At 68.9% G+C, this 19,951-nt stretch carries 24 protein-coding genes; 13 read left to right on the top strand and 11 right to left on the bottom strand.

The window, feature by feature from the left end; genetic code table 11:
- The first annotated feature begins 192 nt into the window (after positions 1-192).
- From moaA to glp, 6 genes are read left to right on the top strand one after another with little or no spacing between them, the layout of a single operon-like run.
- On the top strand, positions 193-1,239 hold the full coding sequence (moaA, locus tag ACILQR_RS02950) for a GTP 3',8-cyclase MoaA (RefSeq protein ID WP_395650019.1): 1,047 nt from the start codon (positions 193-195) through the stop codon (positions 1,237-1,239).
- Positions 1,239-1,478: a MoaD/ThiS family protein gene (locus tag ACILQR_RS02945; RefSeq protein WP_395650017.1), complete on the top strand. Its 240-nt coding sequence runs from the start codon at positions 1,239-1,241 to the stop codon at positions 1,476-1,478. Before moaA ends, ACILQR_RS02945 begins: the two co-directional genes overlap by 1 nt.
- Before the next feature lie 3 nt (positions 1,479-1,481).
- On the top strand, positions 1,482-1,943 hold the full coding sequence (locus tag ACILQR_RS02940) for a molybdenum cofactor biosynthesis protein MoaE (RefSeq protein ID WP_395650016.1): 462 nt from the start codon (positions 1,482-1,484) through the stop codon (positions 1,941-1,943).
- Positions 1,940-2,494 (top strand): molybdenum cofactor biosynthesis protein B, encoded by a 555-nt coding sequence (moaB, locus tag ACILQR_RS02935; RefSeq protein ID WP_395650015.1) that lies wholly within the window; start codon positions 1,940-1,942, stop codon positions 2,492-2,494. Before ACILQR_RS02940 ends, moaB begins: the two co-directional genes overlap by 4 nt.
- Positions 2,494-2,970 (top strand): cyclic pyranopterin monophosphate synthase MoaC, encoded by a 477-nt coding sequence (gene moaC, locus ACILQR_RS02930; protein ID WP_395650014.1) that lies wholly within the window; start codon positions 2,494-2,496, stop codon positions 2,968-2,970. Before moaB ends, moaC begins: the two co-directional genes overlap by 1 nt.
- Positions 2,967-4,166: a gephyrin-like molybdotransferase Glp gene (gene glp / locus ACILQR_RS02925; RefSeq protein ID WP_395650013.1), complete on the top strand. Its 1,200-nt coding sequence runs from the start codon at positions 2,967-2,969 to the stop codon at positions 4,164-4,166. Before moaC ends, glp begins: the two co-directional genes overlap by 4 nt.
- 149 nt (positions 4,167-4,315) lie before the next feature.
- Here glp and ACILQR_RS02920 read toward each other — a convergent pair whose 3' ends face one another.
- Complete coding sequence (locus ACILQR_RS02920; protein ID WP_395650012.1) at positions 4,316-5,710, bottom strand: RsmB/NOP family class I SAM-dependent RNA methyltransferase; 1,395 nt, start codon at positions 5,708-5,710, stop codon at positions 4,316-4,318.
- A complete protein-coding gene (locus ACILQR_RS02915; protein WP_395650011.1) occupies positions 5,707-7,683 on the bottom strand; it encodes a potassium transporter Kup in 1,977 nt (658 codons plus the stop codon). The genes ACILQR_RS02920 and ACILQR_RS02915 overlap by 4 nt, the downstream gene beginning before the upstream one ends.
- 177 nt (positions 7,684-7,860) lie before the next feature.
- On the opposite strand from ACILQR_RS02915, the gene ACILQR_RS02910 reads away from it, so the two are divergent.
- Together ACILQR_RS02910 and ACILQR_RS02905 are read left to right on the top strand one after the other, a co-directional pair.
- Complete coding sequence (locus ACILQR_RS02910) at positions 7,861-8,331, top strand: Rrf2 family transcriptional regulator (protein WP_395650010.1); 471 nt, start codon at positions 7,861-7,863, stop codon at positions 8,329-8,331.
- A 1-nt stretch (position 8,332) separates the two neighbouring features.
- On the top strand, positions 8,333-9,145 hold the full coding sequence (locus ACILQR_RS02905) for an SDR family NAD(P)-dependent oxidoreductase (RefSeq protein WP_395650009.1): 813 nt from the start codon (positions 8,333-8,335) through the stop codon (positions 9,143-9,145).
- Position 9,146: 1 nt separating this feature from the next.
- Here ACILQR_RS02905 and ACILQR_RS02900 read toward each other — a convergent pair whose 3' ends face one another.
- From ACILQR_RS02900 to ACILQR_RS02875, 6 genes are all read right to left on the bottom strand, one after another.
- Entirely contained in the window at positions 9,147-9,788 is a 642-nt protein-coding gene (locus ACILQR_RS02900) for an NrsF family protein (RefSeq protein WP_395650008.1), read from the bottom strand.
- On the bottom strand, positions 9,775-10,347 hold the full coding sequence (locus ACILQR_RS02895; protein WP_395650007.1) for a sigma-70 family RNA polymerase sigma factor: 573 nt from the start codon (positions 10,345-10,347) through the stop codon (positions 9,775-9,777). The genes ACILQR_RS02900 and ACILQR_RS02895 overlap by 14 nt, the downstream gene beginning before the upstream one ends.
- A gap of 149 nt (positions 10,348-10,496) precedes the next feature.
- Entirely contained in the window at positions 10,497-10,796 is a 300-nt protein-coding gene (locus ACILQR_RS02890) for a hypothetical protein (RefSeq protein WP_395650006.1), read from the bottom strand.
- A 95-nt stretch (positions 10,797-10,891) separates the two neighbouring features.
- The gene (locus ACILQR_RS02885) at positions 10,892-11,305 is read right to left on the bottom strand and encodes a Tat pathway signal protein (RefSeq protein ID WP_395650005.1); all 414 of its coding nucleotides are present in this window, start codon (positions 11,303-11,305) and stop codon (positions 10,892-10,894) included.
- A 34-nt stretch (positions 11,306-11,339) separates the two neighbouring features.
- Positions 11,340-12,356 carry a biotin synthase BioB gene (gene bioB / locus ACILQR_RS02880; protein WP_395650004.1) on the bottom strand — a complete coding sequence of 339 codons (1,017 nt, stop codon included), beginning with the start codon at positions 12,354-12,356 and terminating at the stop codon, positions 11,340-11,342.
- 9 nt (positions 12,357-12,365) lie between these two features.
- Positions 12,366-13,709, bottom strand: a complete 1,344-nt coding sequence (locus ACILQR_RS02875) for an amidohydrolase family protein (protein WP_395650003.1) — start codon at positions 13,707-13,709, stop codon at positions 12,366-12,368.
- A gap of 175 nt (positions 13,710-13,884) precedes the next feature.
- On the opposite strand from ACILQR_RS02875, the gene ahcY reads away from it, so the two are divergent.
- Positions 13,885-15,276 carry an adenosylhomocysteinase gene (ahcY, locus tag ACILQR_RS02870; RefSeq protein WP_395650002.1) on the top strand — a complete coding sequence of 464 codons (1,392 nt, stop codon included), beginning with the start codon at positions 13,885-13,887 and terminating at the stop codon, positions 15,274-15,276.
- Positions 15,277-15,377: 101 nt separating this feature from the next.
- Here the strand turns inward: ahcY and ACILQR_RS02865 are convergent, their stop codons facing one another.
- A complete protein-coding gene (locus tag ACILQR_RS02865) occupies positions 15,378-16,505 on the bottom strand; it encodes a hypothetical protein (RefSeq protein WP_395650001.1) in 1,128 nt (375 codons plus the stop codon).
- Between the two features lie 137 nt (positions 16,506-16,642).
- Between ACILQR_RS02865 and ACILQR_RS02860 the strand changes: the two genes are divergently transcribed.
- From ACILQR_RS02860 to chrA, 4 genes are all read left to right on the top strand, one after another.
- On the top strand, positions 16,643-17,152 hold the full coding sequence (locus ACILQR_RS02860; protein ID WP_395650000.1) for a GNAT family N-acetyltransferase: 510 nt from the start codon (positions 16,643-16,645) through the stop codon (positions 17,150-17,152).
- A gap of 61 nt (positions 17,153-17,213) precedes the next feature.
- Complete coding sequence (locus ACILQR_RS02855) at positions 17,214-17,420, top strand: twin transmembrane helix small protein (RefSeq protein ID WP_271145183.1); 207 nt, start codon at positions 17,214-17,216, stop codon at positions 17,418-17,420.
- A gap of 32 nt (positions 17,421-17,452) precedes the next feature.
- The gene (locus ACILQR_RS02850; RefSeq protein WP_395649999.1) at positions 17,453-18,025 is read left to right on the top strand and encodes a cob(I)yrinic acid a,c-diamide adenosyltransferase; all 573 of its coding nucleotides are present in this window, start codon (positions 17,453-17,455) and stop codon (positions 18,023-18,025) included.
- Positions 18,026-18,157: 132 nt separating this feature from the next.
- Complete coding sequence (gene chrA, locus ACILQR_RS02845; protein WP_395649998.1) at positions 18,158-19,369, top strand: chromate efflux transporter; 1,212 nt, start codon at positions 18,158-18,160, stop codon at positions 19,367-19,369.
- Between the two features lie 7 nt (positions 19,370-19,376).
- Here chrA and ACILQR_RS02840 read toward each other — a convergent pair whose 3' ends face one another.
- Positions 19,377-19,595 (bottom strand): DUF4287 domain-containing protein, encoded by a 219-nt coding sequence (locus ACILQR_RS02840; protein WP_395649997.1) that lies wholly within the window; start codon positions 19,593-19,595, stop codon positions 19,377-19,379.
- Positions 19,595-19,936, bottom strand: coding sequence for a hypothetical protein (locus ACILQR_RS02835; protein ID WP_271145179.1), 342 nt, complete (start codon positions 19,934-19,936; stop codon positions 19,595-19,597). The genes ACILQR_RS02840 and ACILQR_RS02835 overlap by 1 nt, the downstream gene beginning before the upstream one ends.
- Between the last annotated feature and the right edge of the window lie 15 nt (positions 19,937-19,951).

The raw sequence follows: 19,951 nt of genomic DNA, 5'->3' as shown, positions 1-19,951 counted from the left end.
CGACGATCGCGGAGATGCTGGCCGGGCCGTCGGTGGCGAGCAGTCCTTTCGCCTGACGCCGGGTCTCCCCGTCGCGAGACGTACCTCCCGCATCGCCGATATCTGCCCCGGGATATCGTCGCGCTCTGGCGGGACGGCCAGGATGGTGCGACACCTGTGGTCTCGTCCTGATCCTGCCAGCAGAGACCCCTCATCGTGGGACCCGCCCTGTCATCCAGCGGCCACCCTGAGCCGTCAGCCTCGCCGCTGATCGATCCGTTCGGTCGGGCGATCGACTATGTGCGGGTGTCGGTGACGGACCGCTGCGACCTGCGCTGCACCTATTGCATGGCTGAGCGTCAGACGTTTCTGCCGCGCGCCGAACTGCTGACGATCGAGGAACTGGGTCGGCTGTGTGCGACCTTTATCGACCTGGGGACCACGCGGCTGAGGCTGACGGGGGGCGAGCCGCTGATCCGCAAGGGGTTCATGGACCTGGTCGCCGACCTGTCGCGCCATCTGAACAGCGGGCGGCTGCACGAACTGACCCTGACCACCAACGGCACCCAGCTGGCCCGCTACGCCCAGGCTCTGGCGGGATACGGTGTCAGGCGGATCAATGTGTCGATCGACACCCTCGACCCCGACGACTATCGCCGGATCACGCGAGGCGGAAACCTGACCGAGGTCATCGCCGGGATCGACGCCGCCCAGGCCGCCGGCATCCGGGTCAAGATCAACACCGTGGCGCTCAAGGCCGACAATGCCGAGGCCCTGTCCGGGATGATCGCCTGGGCCCACGAGCGCGGCATGGAGCTGACCCTGATCGAGACCATGCCGCTGGGGCTGATCGAGGCGGATCGGACGGATCAGTATCTGCCGCTGACGACGGTGCGGGCCGCGCTGGAGCGGGACTGGACCCTGACGCCGCTGCCGCTGAAGACTGGCGGGCCGGCGCGCTATGTCAGGGTCGAACAGACGGGCGGTACGCTGGGCTTGATCACCCCGATGACCCACAATTTCTGCGAGACCTGCAACCGGGTGCGGGTGACCTGCACCGGCACCCTGTTCGTCTGTCTGGGCCAGGACGATCACGCCGACCTCCGGGCCGTGCTGCGCGATAATCCCGGCGACGACGCCCCGCTCCAGGCCGCGATCCGCGAGGCCATCTCACGCAAGCCCAGGGGCCACGATTTCGAGATCACTCGCCGGGGCGCGGCACCGGCGGTGTCGCGGCCGATGTCGATGACGGGCGGCTGATGGCCCGGGTGTTGATGTTCGGAGCCCTCGCCGAGGCGGCGGGCTGGCGCGAGCGGGTCATTGATGCCGGGTCGCTGGGTGCATTGCGGGCGATGCTGGCCGCCGAGGACGCGGGGCTGGGAGAGCGGCTGTCGGGTCCGGGAACCTGCGCCATCCTCAATGCCGAAATGGTGCGCGGCGACAGGCCCTTGAGCGCCGCCGACGAGGTCGCCTTCATCCCGCCGGTCAGCGGGGGCTGAGCCGTGATCCGGGTCCAGACCGAGGCCATCGATCCGGGTGCCCTGCTGGCCGGCTTCTGTCGCGGTCGCACCGATGTCGGCGGCGTGGTCAGCTTCACCGGCCTGACGCGCGGGGCGACCGACGGAGCCGTGGTGTCGCGGCTGAGCCTTGAGGCCTATCCCGGCTATACGGAAAAGGTCGTGGCCGAACTGGAGGCCGAGACCCGGGCGCGGTTCCGGGTGATCGACGTGCTGGTGGCCCACCGCTGGGGCGATCTGGAGGTGGGGCAGCCCATCGTCTTCGTCGCCGTGGCCGCCGAGCATCGCCGGGACGCGTTTCAGGCCGCCGATTTCCTGATGGATCAGTTGAAGACACGGGCCCCCTTCTGGAAGAAGGAGACGGGGCCGGACGGGACCCGCTGGATCGAGGCGCGGTCAGGGGATCACGCCGACGCCGCCCGCTGGACGACCGGAGAGACGACATGACCGACGACATTCTGCCGGCACCGGGCGGCAAGCTGATCGATGGGCCGATCACCCCGATCCGGATCGCGGTCCTGACCGTGTCCGACACGCGCGACGAGGACAGCGACACCTCAGGGAGCATCCTGGCCGACCGGATCACGGCGGCGGGTCATGCCTGCGTCGGCCGCGCCATCGTGGCCGACGACATCGAGGAAATCCGGGCCCAGGTCCGGGGCTGGATCGCGGGCGGGGACGTCGATGCGATCATCACCACGGGCGGCACCGGCCTGACCGGGCGCGACGTCACGCCCGAGGCGCTGGAGCCCCTGTTCGACAAGCGGATCGACGGCTTCTCGGTGATCTTTCACACCGTCAGCTACCAGACCATCGGCCTGTCGACTTTGCAGTCGCGGGCGACGGCGGGGATCATCGGCGGGGTGTTCGTCTTCTGCCTGCCGGGGTCCAACGGTGCGGTGAGGGACGGCTGGGACAGTGTGATCCGTTGGCAGCTCGATAGTCGCCACCGGCCCTGCAACATGGTCGAGCTGATGCCGCGCCTGCTGGAAGTCTGATGTCCGACCTTACGCACATCGACGCCGACGGCCGGGCCCGGATGGTCGATGTCTCCGACAAGGCGACGACGACGCGCGAGGCCGTCGCGGAAGGGCGGCTGACCATGCTGCCCGCGACCCTGACCCTGGCCCTGTCGGGTGCCGGCAGGAAGGGCGACGTGCGGGCGGTCGCAGAGATCGCGGGGGTCATGGCCGCCAAGCGGACCTCGGACCTGATCCCGATGTGCCATCCCCTGATGCTCAGCTCGGTCAAGGTGGCGGTCGAACCCCTGGCCGATGGAACGGGACTGGGCGTGACGGCGCGGGTGCGGACGACGGGCCAGACCGGGGTGGAGATGGAGGCGCTGACGGCGGCGAGCGTGGCCCTGCTGACCCTCTACGACATGCTCAAGGCAGTGGACCGGGGCATGACGATCGAGGCGGTCCGGCTGGTATCGAAGTCGGGCGGGGCCGCGGGCGACTGGGTGCGGGTGTGAAACTGCCGACGGTCGAGGCGGCGCTGGAGGTCGTCCTGGCCCAGGTCGGGTCGCTCGGTGCCGAGGACGTCGCCCTGGCCCAGGCCGACGGGCGCTGGCTGGCCGAGCCCGTGGCGGCCGGGCGGGACCAGCCGCCGTTCGAGGCCTCGGCCATGGACGGCTGGGCGGTGCGGGATGCCGATGTGCGGGACGCAGCGACCCTGCGGATCGTCGGCGAGAGCGTCGCGGGACGAGGCATGGCGCACGGCGTCGAGGCCGGAGAGACGGCGCGCATCTTCACCGGCGCGCCCGTGCCGACCGGTGCAGACCGGGTCGTGGTTCAGGAAGAGGTCGAGCGGCGCGGCGACCTCGCCATGTTCAGGCCGACAGCGAGCGAGGGGCGCAACATCCGTCGTCGGGGCTGTGACTTTCGCGAGGGCGAGGTCCTGCTGGAGGTCGGCACGCGGGTGAATCCCTGGCGGCTGGCGCTGGCGGCCTCGGCGGGGGTGGCGACACTGAGGTGCGGGCGGGGGCCGACGGTGGCGATCCTGGCCACCGGCGACGAACTGGTCGAGCCGGGACAGACTGCGGGGCCGGACCAGATCTACAACTCTGGCGCACCGTCTCTGGCGGCCTTCGTCGCGCGGCAGGGTGGGGTGGCTCGGGTCCTGCCGTCCAGCGGCGACGACCGGGGCGCAATCGCTGCGGCGGTGTCGGGGGCGACCTTTGACGTACTGGTCACCATCGGCGGGGCCTCGGTCGGCGACCACGACCTGGTCAAGCCGGCGCTGCGAGACCTGGGGGCCGTCCTGCACGTCGAGGGGGTTGCAATGCGGCCAGGCAAGCCGGTGTGGTTCGCCACCCTGCCCGATGGACGGGCTGTGCTGGGCCTGCCCGGAAATCCGGCGTCCGCGCTGGTCGGCGCCGAGTTGTTCCTCGCCCCCGTGCTGGCGCGGTTACAGGGCGGGACGCTGGGCGAGCGGTTCGAGACGGCGACCCTGAGCGGGACGCTACCGGCCAACGGACCGCGTGATCACTACATCCGGGCCGTTGCGGCCCCCGGTCCCGACGGAGCGAGGCGGGTCACCCCCTTCGCCGATCAGGATTCGTCTCTGGTCAGTGTGATGGCGGCCGCCAACGCCCTGATCCGCCGCCTGCCCCATGCGCCCGCCGTGACTGACGGGGAGACGGTGAGCGTGCTGGGGCCTTCGCTGTAGCGAGGGACGTGTCCCTCCCCCTCGGGGGAGGGCAGATCGCGAAGCGATCGGGTGGGGGCGGCAAGGCAAATCAGCGCGGTATCGCCTTGCCCTCCCCACCCGTTCTCCGCTGCGCTTCGACCACCCTCCCCCTCGGGGGAGGGAGAGTTTCACACGCGTTCCAACCTCGCCGCGAAGAACCCGTCGACGCCACCCTTCTCGGCCCACATCGAGGGCAGGATGCGGAGCCAGCCTTCGGGGGTCAGGGCCTCGTCGGGTGCGCCGATCTCGGCGGGAACGGCGGGAGCGGTGCGGAAGCCGGGGTTGCGGCGCAGGAAGGCGATGATCTGGGTCTCGCCCTCCTCGCGTTCCAGCGAACAGACGCAGTAGACCAGCCGGCCGCCGGGGGCGACGCGCAGGGCTGCGGCATCGAGCAGCCGGTGCTGGACGTCGGCCAGCTTGGCCACCTCAGCGGGCTTGGTGGCGCGCAGGACTTCCGGGTTGCGGCGGAAGGTGCCGGTCGCCGTGCAGGGGGCGTCCAGCAGCACGGCGTCGAAGGTGCGGCTGTCCAGCCAGTCCTCGGCCGGCATGACCGCGATCTCGGCCTCCAGACCCGTGCGGGCCAGGTTCTGGCGCAGGCGTTTCAGCCGGGCGTCCGAACGATCAAGCGCGACGACCGAAGCGCCCGAGGCCGCGATCTGGAGCGTCTTGCCGCCGGGGGCCGCGCACATGTCGAGCGCGGTCTCGCCGGATTTCGGGGCCAGCAGGCGGACGGGAACGGCGGCGGCCGCGTCCTGCACCCACCACGACCCGTCTTCGAAACCGGGCCAGCTCGCAACGTCGCCGCGCTTGAAGGTGCGGACTGTGCCGCCGGGCAGGACTTCGCCCTCGACATCCGCAGCCAGGGCGGCCGGGTCGGCGTCGGGTTTGAGGCTGAGGTCGGTCGCGGGCTCCTCGCGGGCGGCCAGCGCCAGCCCGGCCAGGGCGGCGTCGCCATAGGTCTGTTTCCACCGGGCGGCGATCCAGTCGGGCAGGTTCGACTCGGCCGTGGTCAGGCCGGGGCCTTCGCGCTCGATGCCACGCAGAACGGCGTTGACCAGCGCCTTGTAGGGCCGGGTCTTGGGGTCACGCTCGGCCAGTTTCACAGCGGTGGAGACGGCGGCGAAGGCCGGGGTGCCCAACACCAGGGTCTGGGCCAGGGCGATGCGCAGCAGGGTGCGGATGGTCTCGGGCGGGCGCTTCTGGAGCTTGCGGTCCAGAATCTGGTCGATCTCGCCGAGCCGACGCAGGGCGGCCATGGCCACGGCGCGGGCGAAGGCGCGGTCGGGCCCCGGAAGCGCCGTCACGGCGGGCAGGGCCAGGGCCTCGTCCAGCCCGCCGCGCCGGATCAGGGCGGCGTTGAGCAGCACACCGGCGGCGATCCGGGCCTCCACGCCGATGTCGGCGGCCTCGTCAGGGACGCGCTCGGCCTGCGGCTTGGGCTCACGCCGCGGGCCGCGCGCCTTGTCGGCGAGGCGACGGCCGCGTGCGCCCGAGTCCTTGCCCTTGGGGGCGCCCCCGCTCAAACGGACACCTGGGTGCCGAGCTCGACCACCCGTCCAGGCGGGATGTGGAAGAAGTCGGTCGGGTTGGCCGCGTTACGCATCAGGAAGATATAGAGCTTGTCCTGCCACAGGGGCATCCCCTGCGATGCCGACGGCACGACCGAGCGACGACCGAGGAAGAAGCTGGTCGACATGATGTCGAACTTCACCCCCTGTTTGCGGCACAGGCTGAGCGCGCGAGGCACGACCGGGCTCTCCATGAAGCCGTAGGTCAGGGTGATCTTCTTGAAGTCGTCGTTGATCGGCTCGATCTTGACGCGGTGGCTGTCAGGCACGCGAGGCCGGTCGGCGGTGCGCACGGTCAGGATGACGTTCTTCTCGTGCAGCACCTTGTTGTGCTTGAGATTGTGCATCAGGGCGACCGGGGCGACATCGGGATCGGAGGTCAGGAAGATGGCCGTGCCGGGCGCGCGATGCGGCGGGCGGGCGCGCAGCATCTCGATCAGGTCGGTCAGGGGCAGGCTGTCCTTCTTGGCCTTGTCCGACAGGATCTGCGACCCCCGCGTCCAGGTCCACATGATCAGGACCAGACCCGCGCCGAGCACCAGCGGCATCCAGGCCCCTTGCGGGATCTTCAGCATGTTGGACGTCATGAACACCAGGTCGAGAGCGACCAGCGGGGTGATCGCCGCCAGACTGGCCGGGATCGACCATTTCCACATGTTGCGCACGATGAACCAGGCCAGCAGGCTGTCCACGAACATCGACCCGGTCACGGCGATCCCATAGGCGGCGGCCAGCGCCGACGAGGTCTGGAAGGTGACCAGCAGCACCAGCACGCCCACCATCAGCATCGAGTTGATGGAGGGGACATAGATCTGGCCGGCCTGGCTCTCGGAGGTGTTCAGGATGGCCATGCGGGGCAGCAGGCCCAGCTGAACCGCCTGCTGGGTGACCGAGAAGGCGCCCGTGATGACCGCCTGGCTGGCGATCACCGTGGCGACCGTGGCCATGATCAGGACCGGCCAGTAGGCGATCTCGGGCACCATCATCCAGAACGGATTTGCCGCCGCCTCGCGATGGGCCAGGACGAAGGCCCCCTGGCCCAGATAGTTCAGCGTCAGGCAGGGCAGGACGACCCACAGCCAGCCTATCCGGATCGGCGACTTGCCGAAATGGCCCATGTCCGCATAGAGCGCCTCCGCCCCCGTGACGGCGAGGAAGACGCTGCCCAGGATGACGAAGCCGAGAAAGCCGTTGTCGAGCAGGAAGACGACCCCGTAGTGGGGCGACAGGGCCCGCAGGATCGAGATGTCGTCGAAGATGTGATAGAGTCCCAGCCCGGCCAGGATCAGGAACCACACCAGGGTCAGGGGTCCGAAGTAGCGGGCCATGCTGGCGGTCCCGCGCGACTGGATCATGAACAGCGCGATCAGGATGCCGGCGGCGATCGGCAGGACGAAGGGCGCGAGCGACGGGCCGATACCCGGCGCATCCTTCAGACCCTCGATGGCCGACAGGACCGAGATCGCCGGCGTGATCACGCCGTCGCCATAGAACAGCGCCGCGCCACAGACGCCGAGCACGAAGATCAGGCCCGAACGACGGCCGACGGCGTGCTGGGCCAGGGCCATCAGGGCCAGGGTGCCGCCCTCGCCCTTGTTGTCGGCCCGCATCAGGAAGACGACGTACTTCAGCGTCACGACCAGGATCAGCGCCCAGAACACGAGCGACACGACCCCCAGAACGGCCAGGTCGGCCGTGCCGCCGCTGCGCGAATGATGCAGCGCCTCGCGCATGGCGTAGAGCGGGCTGGTACCGATGTCGCCGAACACGACGCCGATCGCGCCGATGATCAGCGCCCGCTTGCCGGTCTTGGCGTGGCCGTCCTCGCCCGTCGCCGAAGGGTGCGGGTGGGCCGGTGGCGGATTGGCACCGGATGGGGTGGGCGAGGCGGGGGGAGCGCTGTCGCCGGGGGATGCATCCCCTGCCATGAGTATCCTCCGGGCGGCGCGCGTGCGGGCCCAACAAAGCGGAGCGCCTGTAGGCCCAATCCGGGCAAGGTTCAATCGTGCGCCGAGGATTCGGTTGCGGCGTATCGTTTTCGCCTTCGGCACAGGATTTGTGAATCTTCCGCGCGCGCACTACCTTGTGCGCTGGAACCACGCCTCATGTCTGACAGCCAACGCTTTCCCGTCGCCGCCCACGCCCTGGCCTATCTGGCTCACAGGGACGCGTACGACGCCTCGCGCGCGGCGGCCAGCGCCGTTCTGGCGGCCTCGATCCCGACCAATCCGGTGGTGATCCGGCGCGTGACCGCCCTGCTGGCCAAGGCCGGGCTGATCGCGACACGGCCGGGTGCGTCGGGCGGTTCATGGTTGCTGCGCCGACCCGAGGACATCCGGCTGGACGAGGTGCTGCGCGCCGTCAACGGTTGCGCCCACCTGGGCTCGCCGCCCCAGGGGGCCAAGGGCTGTCCGGTGTCCGAACATATCCCGCGCCAGGTCGCCAAGGCCCTGACCGCCGCCGACACCGCCGCCCACGAGGCCCTGTCCCACATCACCATCGCCGATCTGCTGGCCGAGAACGCAACCTCGCTGGCGGCCCATGCCCCCCACGCCAGCTGTCCGGTTGCCGCCTGACATGAGCGTCGGCGAACGGGGGCGAACCGCCCTGATCACCGGCGCTTCCGCAGGAATCGGTGCGGCCCTGGCGCGGACCTATGCGGAGAAGGGCTGGAATCTGGTTGTGACCGCGCGCCGGGCGGGCCCGCTGGAGGCGCTGGCTGAGTCCTTGCGGCGCGACCACGGTATCGAGGTCACCGTGATCCCCGCCGATCTCGCCGAGCCCGATGCGGCGGCAGGGATGGTCGAGGCCATGGCGGCACAGGGCCTGACCATCGACGCTCTGGTCAACAACGCAGGCTTCTCGCGCACCACGGGGTTTCTGGCCACCGACCCGGCGGACCATGCGGCCATGGTGCGGGTCATGCTGAGCGCGCCGATCGAGCTGTCGCGGCTGCTGATCCCCGGCATGGTGGATCGCGGCTTCGGGCGGGTGCTGAACGTGGCGTCGCTGGCCGGGCTAATGCCGGCGACCGGGGGCGACACCCTGTACGGGCCGATCAAGGGCTTCCTGATCAAGGCCTCGGCCGGACTGCATCTGGAACTTCAGGGGACGGGCGTTCACGTCACCGCCCTGTGCCCCGGCTATACCTTGACCGAGTTCCACGACGTCAACGGGTCGCGTGAGCAGGTGTCCTCGGCATATCCGGCCTGGATGTGGCAGACGGCGGGCCATGTGGCGCGGGTGGGTTACGCCGCCGTCGAGGCCAACCGGACGCGGGTCGTGCCGGGCTGGCGCAACACCCTGCTGGCCGCCATTCCGAAACTGCTGCCCGACGCCGTGGCGCTCAAGATCATCGGCGGCCATGCGCGGCGGCTGAAGCGGATCTGACCTACCAGCGCCAGACCCAGCGACCGATCACCGCCCCGACCACGACCGGGATGGCCATGCCCAGGGTGTACCAGACGGCGACGAAGGCGGCGGTGTGCTCGGGGCAGTGCAGGCCGTAGAGGGTCGCGGCCAGTCCCCCGAGCATCAGCCCCGCGGCCGCCCCGGCCAGGGCAGGACGAAGGGGCGCGAATCCGCGAACCGCGAACAGGATCAGGGGGGCCGCCAGCAGGCTGAGGCCTGCGATATTGGTGGGACAGACCCGTGCCGACTGGCCCATCAGGGCCTCCACCCGTGCCGCTTCGGGGGTCGTCATCAGGCTGACGGCACCGGACAGGATCGCGATCACGACGACGGCCCCGAAGACGGCCAGCGGCACGCGGACGTCGGCGCCCGGCCGTCCGGCCCGGTCCAGCAGCCAGAAGCCGGCACAGGCCAGCGCCGCCGTATAGGCCGCCTTGGCCCAGAAGGTCGGACCGCCCATTGCGATCATCAGGTCCGGCCTCAGGCCCAGCGACAGGATCACGCCGGCCAGGATCAGCAGGGCCGCCGGGATCAGGGCCAGGCCTGCGCGACGGCGCAGGGTTCCCGCGCCGGTCGGGGCGGTGTCGGCGGCCAGGGCCGCGATCAGGTCATCCGTCTTCATGGTCGACCCTCCCGGGCGCTGTGTCGGTCCCGGCGAACCGGGCGTTGAGTGTCTTCAGGCTGCGATGCAGGCTGACCTTGGCGGCGGTCACCGAATAGCCGTGGCGTTCGGCCGCCTCGGCGACGCTGAGGCCGGACAGGCGAACGTCCTCGATCAGCCGCCGCTGGCGAACCGGCAGGGCCGACAGGCAACGCCCCAGATCGGCCCGGGTGGCGCCGTCCTCGACCGTGTGGTCGGCCCACAGGGACTCCGCCTCCTCGATCGGCCGGGTGGGCCGTCGGCGTCGGCTGCGCAGATGGTCGATCAGCTTGTGCCGGGCGATGGCCCAGGCCCAGCCGGTGAAGGGTCGCGCCGGATCCCAGGTCGCCCGCTTGGCGTGGATGGCGATCAGGGTCTCCTGCACGAGGTCCTCCGCATCCGCCCCGCCGTCGAACAGCTGGCGGCCGAACCAGGCCCTCAGATGCGCGCCCAGATCCGTCAGCAGCACGCGCCACGCGGCCGCGTCGCCGTCGAGGCCGCGCAGCATCAGAGCCTTGAAATGCGCTTCCCGGTCGATCACGGCCGCTCCCGGCCGTCATCGCGACCCGCGCCCAGTCTGGCACGCGGGCGGGCGTCGGGCCTGCGGAAAATGCGGTCGGAGATCACGCGGCGGCGATGCGGGCGACGGCGCTCCAACGTCTGGAGAGGGCGCCATCGCCCTTCGTCGGGTCAGTGCTGTGCGCTCATCTTGTCGGCGGCGGGCGCCATGGCATCGGCGGCCGGGGCCATCTTGTCAGCGGCGGGAGCCATCTTGTCGGCCGGGGCCATGGCGTCGGCTGCGGGGGCCATCGCGCCGTCGGACGGAGCCATCGCGCCGCTGGTGGCCGGTGCCATCGCACCGTCCGCGGGCGCCATGGCGCTGTCGGCGGGAGCCATGGCGTCGGCCTTGGTATCGGGCGCGGGCTGGCAGGCGGCGGCGAACAGCGAAAGGGCGGCGACGGCGGACGCGGCGAGGATATTGCGGATCATGGTGGAAACCCCTGGGATCAAACCGGGGGTCTGTCCCCCCTGAAGCCGATTACGCCGGGAGCTCGACGAAGGTTACACGCCGAGTTTTCCCGTCGTCAGGCGACCATGACCGTGCCCAGCAGGAGCACGGCGCCGCGCTTCCTCAGGGTGCGGAAGGTGGCGACCTGGAGGGCGCGGTGCAGGCGGTCGACATCGGGCACGGCACCGGGCAACAGGCCTGCCGCAAACCCCTGGACCACGGTGTTGAAAGCGGCGCGCAGGCGCGGGCCTTCCAGGGTGGCCTGTGCGTTGAGCTCGGGGTCGGGAACGTCCAGACCGGTCTCGACCGTAAGGACGCCACGACGGCCGTCGGGCCGGATGATGGTCGAGGTGATGGTGCCGAAACGGATATAGCCACCGGCGGACTTGCCGCCGCCGCTGCTGCCGCTGGCCTGGGCGGGCGCGACGGCAGCGGCCGCCAGAACGGCACCGGCGAGCGGGGCGAGGGAAAACAGCTGACGACGATCCATGGCGTCATTCTAGCGGTCACGCTTTAAGGTCGGGTTACGCCCGGGCCACGGGCTCCATCGCCTTCAGGTCCAGCAGGGCGAACAGTTTCGCGTCCTCGTCCTGTTCCGGGTTCGGCGTGGTCAGCAGCTTGCCGCCGACGAAGATGGAGTTGGCGCCGGCCAGGAAGCACAGCGCCTGCATCTCGGGGCTCATGGTCTCGCGCCCCGCCGACAGCCGGACCATGGCGCGCGGGCAGACCAGGCGGGCGACGGCGACGGTGCGGACGAACTCGATCGGATCGATCTCGCCCTCTTGCAACACACGCTCGCCCAACGGCGTTCCCGTGACCGGCACCAGGGCGTTGACCGGCAAACTGTCGGGATGTTCGGGCAGGGTGGCCAGGGCGTGCAGCAGCGAGGCCCGGTCGCGCCGGCTCTCGCCCATGCCGACGATCCCGCCGCAGCAGGTGCTCATGCCGACGTCGCGAACGTGTTGCAGGGTGTCGAGACGGTCCTGATAGGTCCGCGTCGTGACGACCTGGGCATAGTATTCCGGCCCGGTGTCCAGGTTGTGATTATAGTAGTCGAGGCCGGCGTCCTTCAGCTGGCGGGCCTGGTCGGCGGTCAGCATCCCCAGCGTGGCGCAGGTCTCGAGGCCGAGCGCCTTCACCCCCGCGATCATGGTCACCAGTTTCGGCGTGTCGCGATCCTTGAGCTCGCGCCAGGCGGCCCCCATGCAGAAGCGGGAGGCCCCACCGGCCTTGGCAGCCATGGCCTCGGCGATGACCGACGTGGCGTCCATCAGCTTCTCGGCCTTCAGCCCGGTGTCGAAGGTGGCCGATTGCGAGCAATAGCCGCAGTTTTCGGCGCAGCCCCCTGTCTTGATCGACAGCAGCTGGGACTTCTGCACCTCCGATGGATCGAACCAGCGGCGGTGGACCGTCGCCGCCTCGAACACCAGCTCCATGAAGGGCCGCGCAAACAGGGCCTCGACCCCATCCAGCGTCCAGTCGTGACGGGGCTGGGCCGGGTCGGCGAAGGCGGAACGGATGGGGGATGCGTCATCGGCCATGGTGACGCTCTACTCGCCGGTAGGGCTAGCGCCAAGCCCTTCGCCCTTGAACACTTCGCCGCCCTTCATGACAAAGTCGACCGACTTCAGGGTGGTCACGTCGGTCAGAGGGTCCCCGTCGACGGCGATCAGGTCGGCCTGTTTGCCGGGTTCCAGGCTGCCGACCAGTTGAGAGAGCCCCAGAAGGTCTGCGGCGTTGACGGTCGCTGCTTCGATGGCCGTCGCGGGCGTCATGCCGTTGGCGACCATCAGCTCGAACTCGTCGGCATTGCGGCCGTGCTTGGAAACGCCGGCGTCTGTACCGAAGGCGATCCTGACGCCCGCCGGGACGGCGCGTTGCAGCGACTGGCCGGTAATGGAGATGCGCCACATGATCTTGGGCAGGACCTCGGGCGGATAGGCGTCGGGGTTGGCGGCCAGGCGCTCGCGGTAGCCGTTCACCGTCGACAGGGTCGGGACATAATAGGCGCCCGAAGTGCGGAACAGGCCGATGGTATCGTCGTCGAAGATGGTGCCGTGCTCGATCGAGTCGGCGCCCAGTCGAAGGGCCAGGTCGATGCCGTCGGCCCCGTGGGCGTGGACGGCGACCTTCTTGCCATACAGGTGGGCGGTGTCGATCAGGGCGCGGGCCTCGTCCTCGAACATCTGGGCACCCAGGCCGGCCCCGATCCGGCTGTTGACGCCGCCGGTGGTGGCGATCTTGATGACGTCCACGCCCCGACTGATCTGGAGCCGAACCGCCTCACGGCAGGAGCCGATGTCATCGCAGACATTGTCGTGATCGGTGTGTTCGCGAATCTCGTCGTTCAGCCCGTTGCGGCCATCCATGTGCCCCGAGGTGGTCGAGATCGAGGTGCCGGCATCGAGGATGCGCGGCCCCGGAACGGCACCGCGGGCCACCGCGTCCCGGAGCGCCAGGGTGACGCCTCCGGTATCGCCCAGGTTCCGCACGGTGGTGAAGCCGGCCATCAGGGTCTTCCTGGCGTTCTCGGCCGCCTCATAGGCCCGGGCCGGCAGGCTGTCGGTGAACTCTGACAGCAGGCCTTCCTGACCTGCGCGGTCGGAGACCAGATGCACATGGCTGTCGATCAGGCCCGGCAGGACGAAGCGGTCCTGGAGGTCGATCACCCGCGCGCCGGGAAAGGCCTCGGTGCCGACGATACCGTCGCGGATTTCGACGACCACCCCCTGCCGGATCACGATCGTGGATGGTCCGCGCGGGGCCCGTCCGGGGCGGTCCAGCAGATGTCCGGCCTGGACCAGAACGGTTCCAGCGGCGGCCTCCTGCGCCTGTGCGGGGGCCGTCAGGGCCAGAGACGCGGCCAGTGCCGCTGCGAGAACCGGGAACTTCATACGCATGGCTCCTTGAGAGGCGGTGAGATTAGCCATGGTGCGGACGCGACCGCCAGCCCGGATCATATAAGGACATCCTTATATGTTTGTTGCTCTAAGCCGGGGACCGGGCTATAGGCGCGGCAACCGACAATCCGCGATCCGGCCCTGCGCCGACGCTTGAGGAGCGCCCACCATGGTCGACTATATCGTTCGCGACATCTCGCTTGCCCCCTTCGGCAACAAGGAAATCGCCATCGCCGAGACCGAAATGCCGGGCCTGATGGCGCTGCGCGAAGAGTTCGGCCCGTCGCAGATCCTGAAAGGTGCCCGCATCGCTGGGTCCCTGCACATGACGATCCAGACCGCCGTGCTGATCCAGACGCTGGAAGCCCTCGGTGCCGACGTCCGCTGGGCCTCGTGCAACATCTTCTCGACCCAGGACCACGCCGCGGCCGCCATCGCCGCCAACGGCACCCCGGTGTTCGCCACCAAGGGCGAGACGCTGGAAGAATACTGGGACTATGCCCACAAGATCTTCGAATGGGCCGACGGCGGCTATCCGAACCTGATCCTCGACGACGGCGGCGACGCCACCCTGCTGTGCGTGCTCGGCCCCAAGGCCGAGAAGGACCTGTCGGTCATCTCGAACCCGCAGAACGAAGAAGAGGAAGCCCTCTTCAAGGTCATGAAGCGTTACATCGCCGAGAAGCCCGGCTTCTATTCGGCCATCCGCGACGCCATCGGCGGCGTGTCGGAAGAGACCACCACCGGCGTTCACCGTCTGTACGAAATGGCCAAGAAGGGCGACCTCCCTTTCCCCGCCATCAACGTCAACGACAGCGTCACCAAGTCCAAGTTCGACAACCTGTACGGCTGCCGTGAATCCCTGGTCGACGCCATCCGTCGCGGCACCGACGTCATGCTGTCGGGCAAGGTCGCCGTGGTCTGCGGCTATGGCGACGTGGGCAAGGGCTCGGCCGCCTCGCTGCGCCAGGGCGGTGCCCGCGTGAAGGTGACGGAAGTCGATCCGATCTGCGCCCTGCAGGCCGCCATGGAAGGCTATGAGGTCGTCACCGTCGAGGACGTGGCCCATGAAGCCGACATCTTCGTCACCGCCACGGGCAACCTGGACGTCCTGACGGTCGAGCACATGCGCGCGATGAAGAATAACGCCATCGTCTGCAACATCGGTCACTTCGACTCGGAGATTCAGGTCGCCGGCCTGAAGAACTTCAAGTGGGACGAGATCAAGCCGCAGGTCCACCACGTCGAGTTCCCGGACGGCAAGAAGATCATCCTGCTGTCGGAAGGCCGTCTGGTGAACCTGGGCAACGCCACGGGTCACCCCTCGTTCGTGATGTCGGCCTCCTTCACCAACCAGACCCTGGCCCAGATCGAACTGTGGACCAACATCAAGGCCTACGAGAACCAGGTCTACACCCTGCCCAAGCACCTCGACGAAAAGGTCGCCATGCTCCACCTGGCCAAGCTGGGTGCCAAGCTGACCGTGCTCAACAAGGAACAGGCCGCCTATATCGGCGTCCCGACCGAAGGCCCGTTCAAGCCGGAAGCCTACCGGTATTGAGGGCGCTACCGCTCGGCTCGCGGAGCCTCGCTGCTTGAGCGCGATCCGGGACTGAAGTTTGAGATTGGAGGAGGCCCCGCGATCACATCGCGGGGCCTTTTCTACGCCGCCAGTGAGAATGACCCCGGCGCGTCGTCCCGGCCAGTCAGGCTGACCTCGAAATCGGCGAGCATGTCGAGCAGTTCGTCGGGGGTCGGGACGGGCTTGCCCGGCGCGGTGCGGTATTTCCAGAAGCTGACGATGTGCTGAATTGCGCCCAACCGTTCCCCCAGCTTGGCGAACAGATGCGGCGCGTCTCGCAGGAAGTCGCGGAAGGCGGTCGGGCGACCTTCCTGGGTCAGCCCGCGAAAGGCGTCGTCATAGACGCGCAGCATGTTGGCGGTGGTGTCGCAGGTGTCGATGATGCGGCGGCGGATGGTCTCGCGGCTGCGCGCCAGGGTGATATATTGCTGGGTCGTGGGCCGGCCGCGCGGCTTGATCACCCGGACGGCCTCCATGACGTCGCCGATCTCGCCGACGACGTCGCGCAGCACCCACTTGTAGTAGAGGAAGCCCTTCCAGCAGAAGACGCCCTCCTCATACTCCTCGGGGGCGAGACGCAGGGTCAGGCCCAGGGCGCTGAGGTCCTCGCCGGCCGAGCTCGACAGGATCTTGTCGGTCAGTCGGGCGACCGGGTTGTCTGCGGTCAGATCCCAGTCCGGCCCCAGGCTGAGATCGACCAGGGGCGCGATCTCTTCGGCGACGAAGGCGATCATGGCGCCGAGGTCGGCCTCGGACAGGTTGAAATAGCAGGGGGCCGGGGTCACGCCGTTGCGCCGCAACTGCTCGCGCAACAGGAAGGGGTCGAGGCCCGGCAGGCCGTCCATGATCCGCAGGGTCTGGATGTCGGGGTGGTCGGGCTGCAGGCCGAAGGCCTGGGCCATGGTGGTCTCGAAACCGGCTTCGCCCACGAACAGATACCGCCCCCCGGCCCTCAGATCGCCCGCGTCGATCGGCAGGATGATCTTGGTGGCGACATAGCGGCGGAAGCGAAAGCGATCGATCTCGTCGCGCCGCAGCCGGTGCTTCACGATCATCGAGCGGTTCAGCATGGGATTGCGGAACATCGGCTGGTCTCGCCAGGCCTCGGTGTCCCCATGCTCGCGATGCACGCGCGACAGATTGAGCACCCGCGCGGTGGAGGCCGATCCCCGAAGGTTGGCCAGGCTGCGGATGGTGCGATCGGTCATACGGCGTCCGGGTGAGGAAGCGCCACCATAGCGCGAGAGCGTTGATCAATCGGCGTTAAACAGGGTTAGCGAGGGGTTAGGGCCTTGCCCCACCCGGTGTCGCCTTGCCATGAAGGAACGCAGACGGGGAGGTCGTTATGACGGATCAGACTCTGGAAACCATGGCGCGACCCGAGGTCGAGATCCTGGCCTTCTCGGACGATCTGGCGGGCGCGTTTCACGACATCAACGTCCAGTGGATCCAGACCATGTTTACCCTGGAACCGACCGATCGGGAGGTGCTCGAGAACCCGCGCGCCCGGATCATCGACCCGGGCGGCGACATCCTGTTCGCCCGTGTGCCCGGCCTCGGCGTGGTCGGGACCTGCGCCTTGCAGAAGACCGGCCCGGATCGCTACGAACTGACCAAGATGGGGGTGCTGGATTCCGCGCGCGGCCTCAAGATCGGCGAGACCCTGTTGCAGGCCGCGATTTCCCGCGCCCGGCAAATGGGGGCGACCAGCCTGTACCTGCTGACAAACAGCCGATGCGCGGCCGCCATCCACCTGTACGAAAAGAACGGCTTTGCCCACGACGCGGACATCAAGGCCGAGTTCGGATGCCGCTACGCCCGGTGCGACGTGGCCATGCGCTACTGCGGCGATTGAGCCCCCGGTCGCCCGCGTGAATCCGTTCACGGCCCGGACGATCCTGGGGTAGACTGGCCCGATGGAAAACGTCTTCACCATCCTGATCCTGCTCGCCGTGGCGGCGGTGTCGGTCACGCTCGGCTTCGGCATCTATTCCCTGTATCGCGGCGGCGACTATGCCCGGTCCAACTCCAACAAGCTGATGCGGCTTCGGGTCGTTCTCCAGGCCACCGCCATCGTGCTGCTGATGCTGGGGTTGTGGTGGAAGGCGACGCACGGATCGTGACGGGTCGATCGTGACGGCGGGGACCTGATCCGATGGTGGTGCTGAACAAGATCTATACCCGCACCGGCGATGCGGGCGACACGGGCCTGGCGTCCGGCGCGCGGGTGTCCAAGAGCGATCCCCGGGTCGAGGCCTATGGGACCGTGGATGAACTGAACGCCGTGATCGGCATCGCTCGGCTGCACGCGGGCCAGAACGACCGGATCGACGCCATGCTGGGCCGGATCCAGAACGAGCTGTTCGACCTGGGCGCCGACCTGGCCACGCCACTGGACCCGCCCCCCACCTGGGAAGCCTTGCGCATCCTGGACGGTCAGGTCGAACGGCTGGAGGCCGAGATCGACTGGATGAACGACAGCCTGTCGTCGCTCGACAGCTTCATCCTGCCGGGCGGATCGCCCCTGGCCGCACATCTGCATCTGGCGCGGACGGTGGCGCGGCGAGCCGAGCGGGACGCCATCCGCCTGATCGAGACCGGAGCGTCCGTCACCCCGGCGGCCCTGCGCTATCTGAACCGGCTGTCGGACCATCTGTTCGTCGCCGCCCGCCGCGCCAATGCCAACGGCGCCGATGATGTCAAATGGGTCCCGGGCGGCACGCGCTGAGGCGTCTTGGCAGGACGTTTCCGGCCGGTTAGCTTGGGCGTATCGGGCTCACGCGGACGCCCGGTCAGACGGCCTTCATGTCCAAGCTCCGCTCCTTTTCCCGTGCGACCTGCACGGGCTGGAGCATGACCTGTGACGACGCCTGAGCTGACGATACCCGAGCCTGAACCCACCCCGCCCACCCTGACCTATCCGGCGCTGTTCCTGCGCTTCCTGCGCTTCGGTGCCATGGCCTTCGGCGGGCCGGTCGCCCAGATCGCCATGATCCGCAAGGAACTGGTCGATCAGGACCGGTGGATTTCCAGTGGCCACTTCAACCGGCTTCTGGCCGTGCTCCAGGTCCTGCCGGGGCCGGAGGCGCACGAACTGTGCGTCCATCTGGGGATGCGGGCTCGCGGCCGGATCGGCGGGCTGCTGGCCGGGCTTGGCTTCATGCTGCCGGGGTTCGCGATCATGCTGGCGATCGGCTGGGCCTATGTCTCGCTGGCCCCTGTGATGGGGTCGCTCGCCGGAGCTTTCCTGGGCGTCCAGTCGGCGGTGATCGCGATCATCATGCGGGCCGTGTCCAAGATCGGCGGCCATATCCTGGAGGACCGCTGGCTGTGGGGCATAGCAGGGCTCGGCCTGATCGCGACGCTCGTCGGGGGCGGGTTCTGGATCGTGCTGCTGGCGGGAGGATCGGCCTATGCGTTCGTCAAGGGCGGTCGGCCGTTTCTGGCGGTGGCCGTGGTCGCCGCCGCCGTCGTCGTGGCGATGCTGCTTCACCGTGTCGCGCCGGTGGTCGAGCCGGGCGTGGCGGGCGGCGCGGCGGTGGGAACGCTGGCCATGTTCTGGACCGGGCTGAAGGCGGGGCTGCTGACGTTCGGCGGGGCCTATACGGCCATCCCCTATGTGCGGGCCGATACGGTGGGGCGAGGCCTGATCGGCGACGGCACCTTCCTCGACGGCGTCGCCTTCGCCGGAGTGATTCCGGCGCCACTGGTCATCTTCTGCACCTTCGTCGGCTTCGTGGTCGGCGGCTGGGCGGGAGCGCTTGCCATGACGGCGGGGGTCTTCCTGCCCGCCTTCGCCTTTTCGATGATCTTCTATGAGCGGCTCGAGTCGGTGGTGGCCGACGAGCGGCTGCACCGTCTGCTGGCGGGGGTTGCCGCCGCCGTGGTTGGGATCATCGCCGCCACCAGCCTGCAACTGGGCTGGGCGACGCTTCAGCGGGTGCCGTCTATCCCGGTCACCATCGCGATCTTCGTGCTGGCCTTCGCCGCCATCTGGTTCTGGAAGAGCCGCTATGCGACGGCCGTGATCCTTGCAGGAGCGGCATCGGCGGGCTGGCTGCTGTTCCGCTGAGAGCGGTTCAATCCCGATTGCCCTTGAACCAGGCGACCAGCGCCATGGCGTGGCCGTGACCGAGGTCGAAGTCGGTCTTCAGCCAGTCGACGATCTGACCGGCCTTGACGCCCGGGGCCAGGCCGCCGTCGGTGACGAAGCCCTTCTGGGTGGCCAAGGCGGCGAAGTCGTCGGCGGTCTTGCCGGTCCTGGCCTGGATGTTGTCGAGATAGGCCTGGAACGACATCAGAAGCCGCTGTTCTTCTCGACAAGGGCGCGGTCGCGGTCGGTCTGGGCCTGGCGGGCGGCCTTCTCGGCGGCGAGGCGGTGTTCGATCTCGACAAGTTCGCGCGCCTGCTCCCGGGACCATTCGTCGCGGCTGACCCCGGCAGGACGGCCGGTCAGGTCCGGCAGATAGAGGGGGGTCTCGCAGGTCCGGCCCTCTTCGTACCACCAGCGCCCGCTGGCCTCGCACTTTTCCTGTGGGTCCAGGAACAGCCGCTGGTATCCGAACACCCCGACCAGGGTCAGGGCGAACAGGCCGGCGAACAGTATGCCCAGGCGTTTCGTGGTCAGGAAGCGGGTCATGGGGTCTCGTTGAAC

The organism is Brevundimonas sp. (assembly GCF_044239655.1).
GTDB lineage: Bacteria > Pseudomonadota > Alphaproteobacteria > Caulobacterales > Caulobacteraceae > Brevundimonas.
This window is presented reverse-complemented; position numbering and strand designations above follow the sequence as displayed.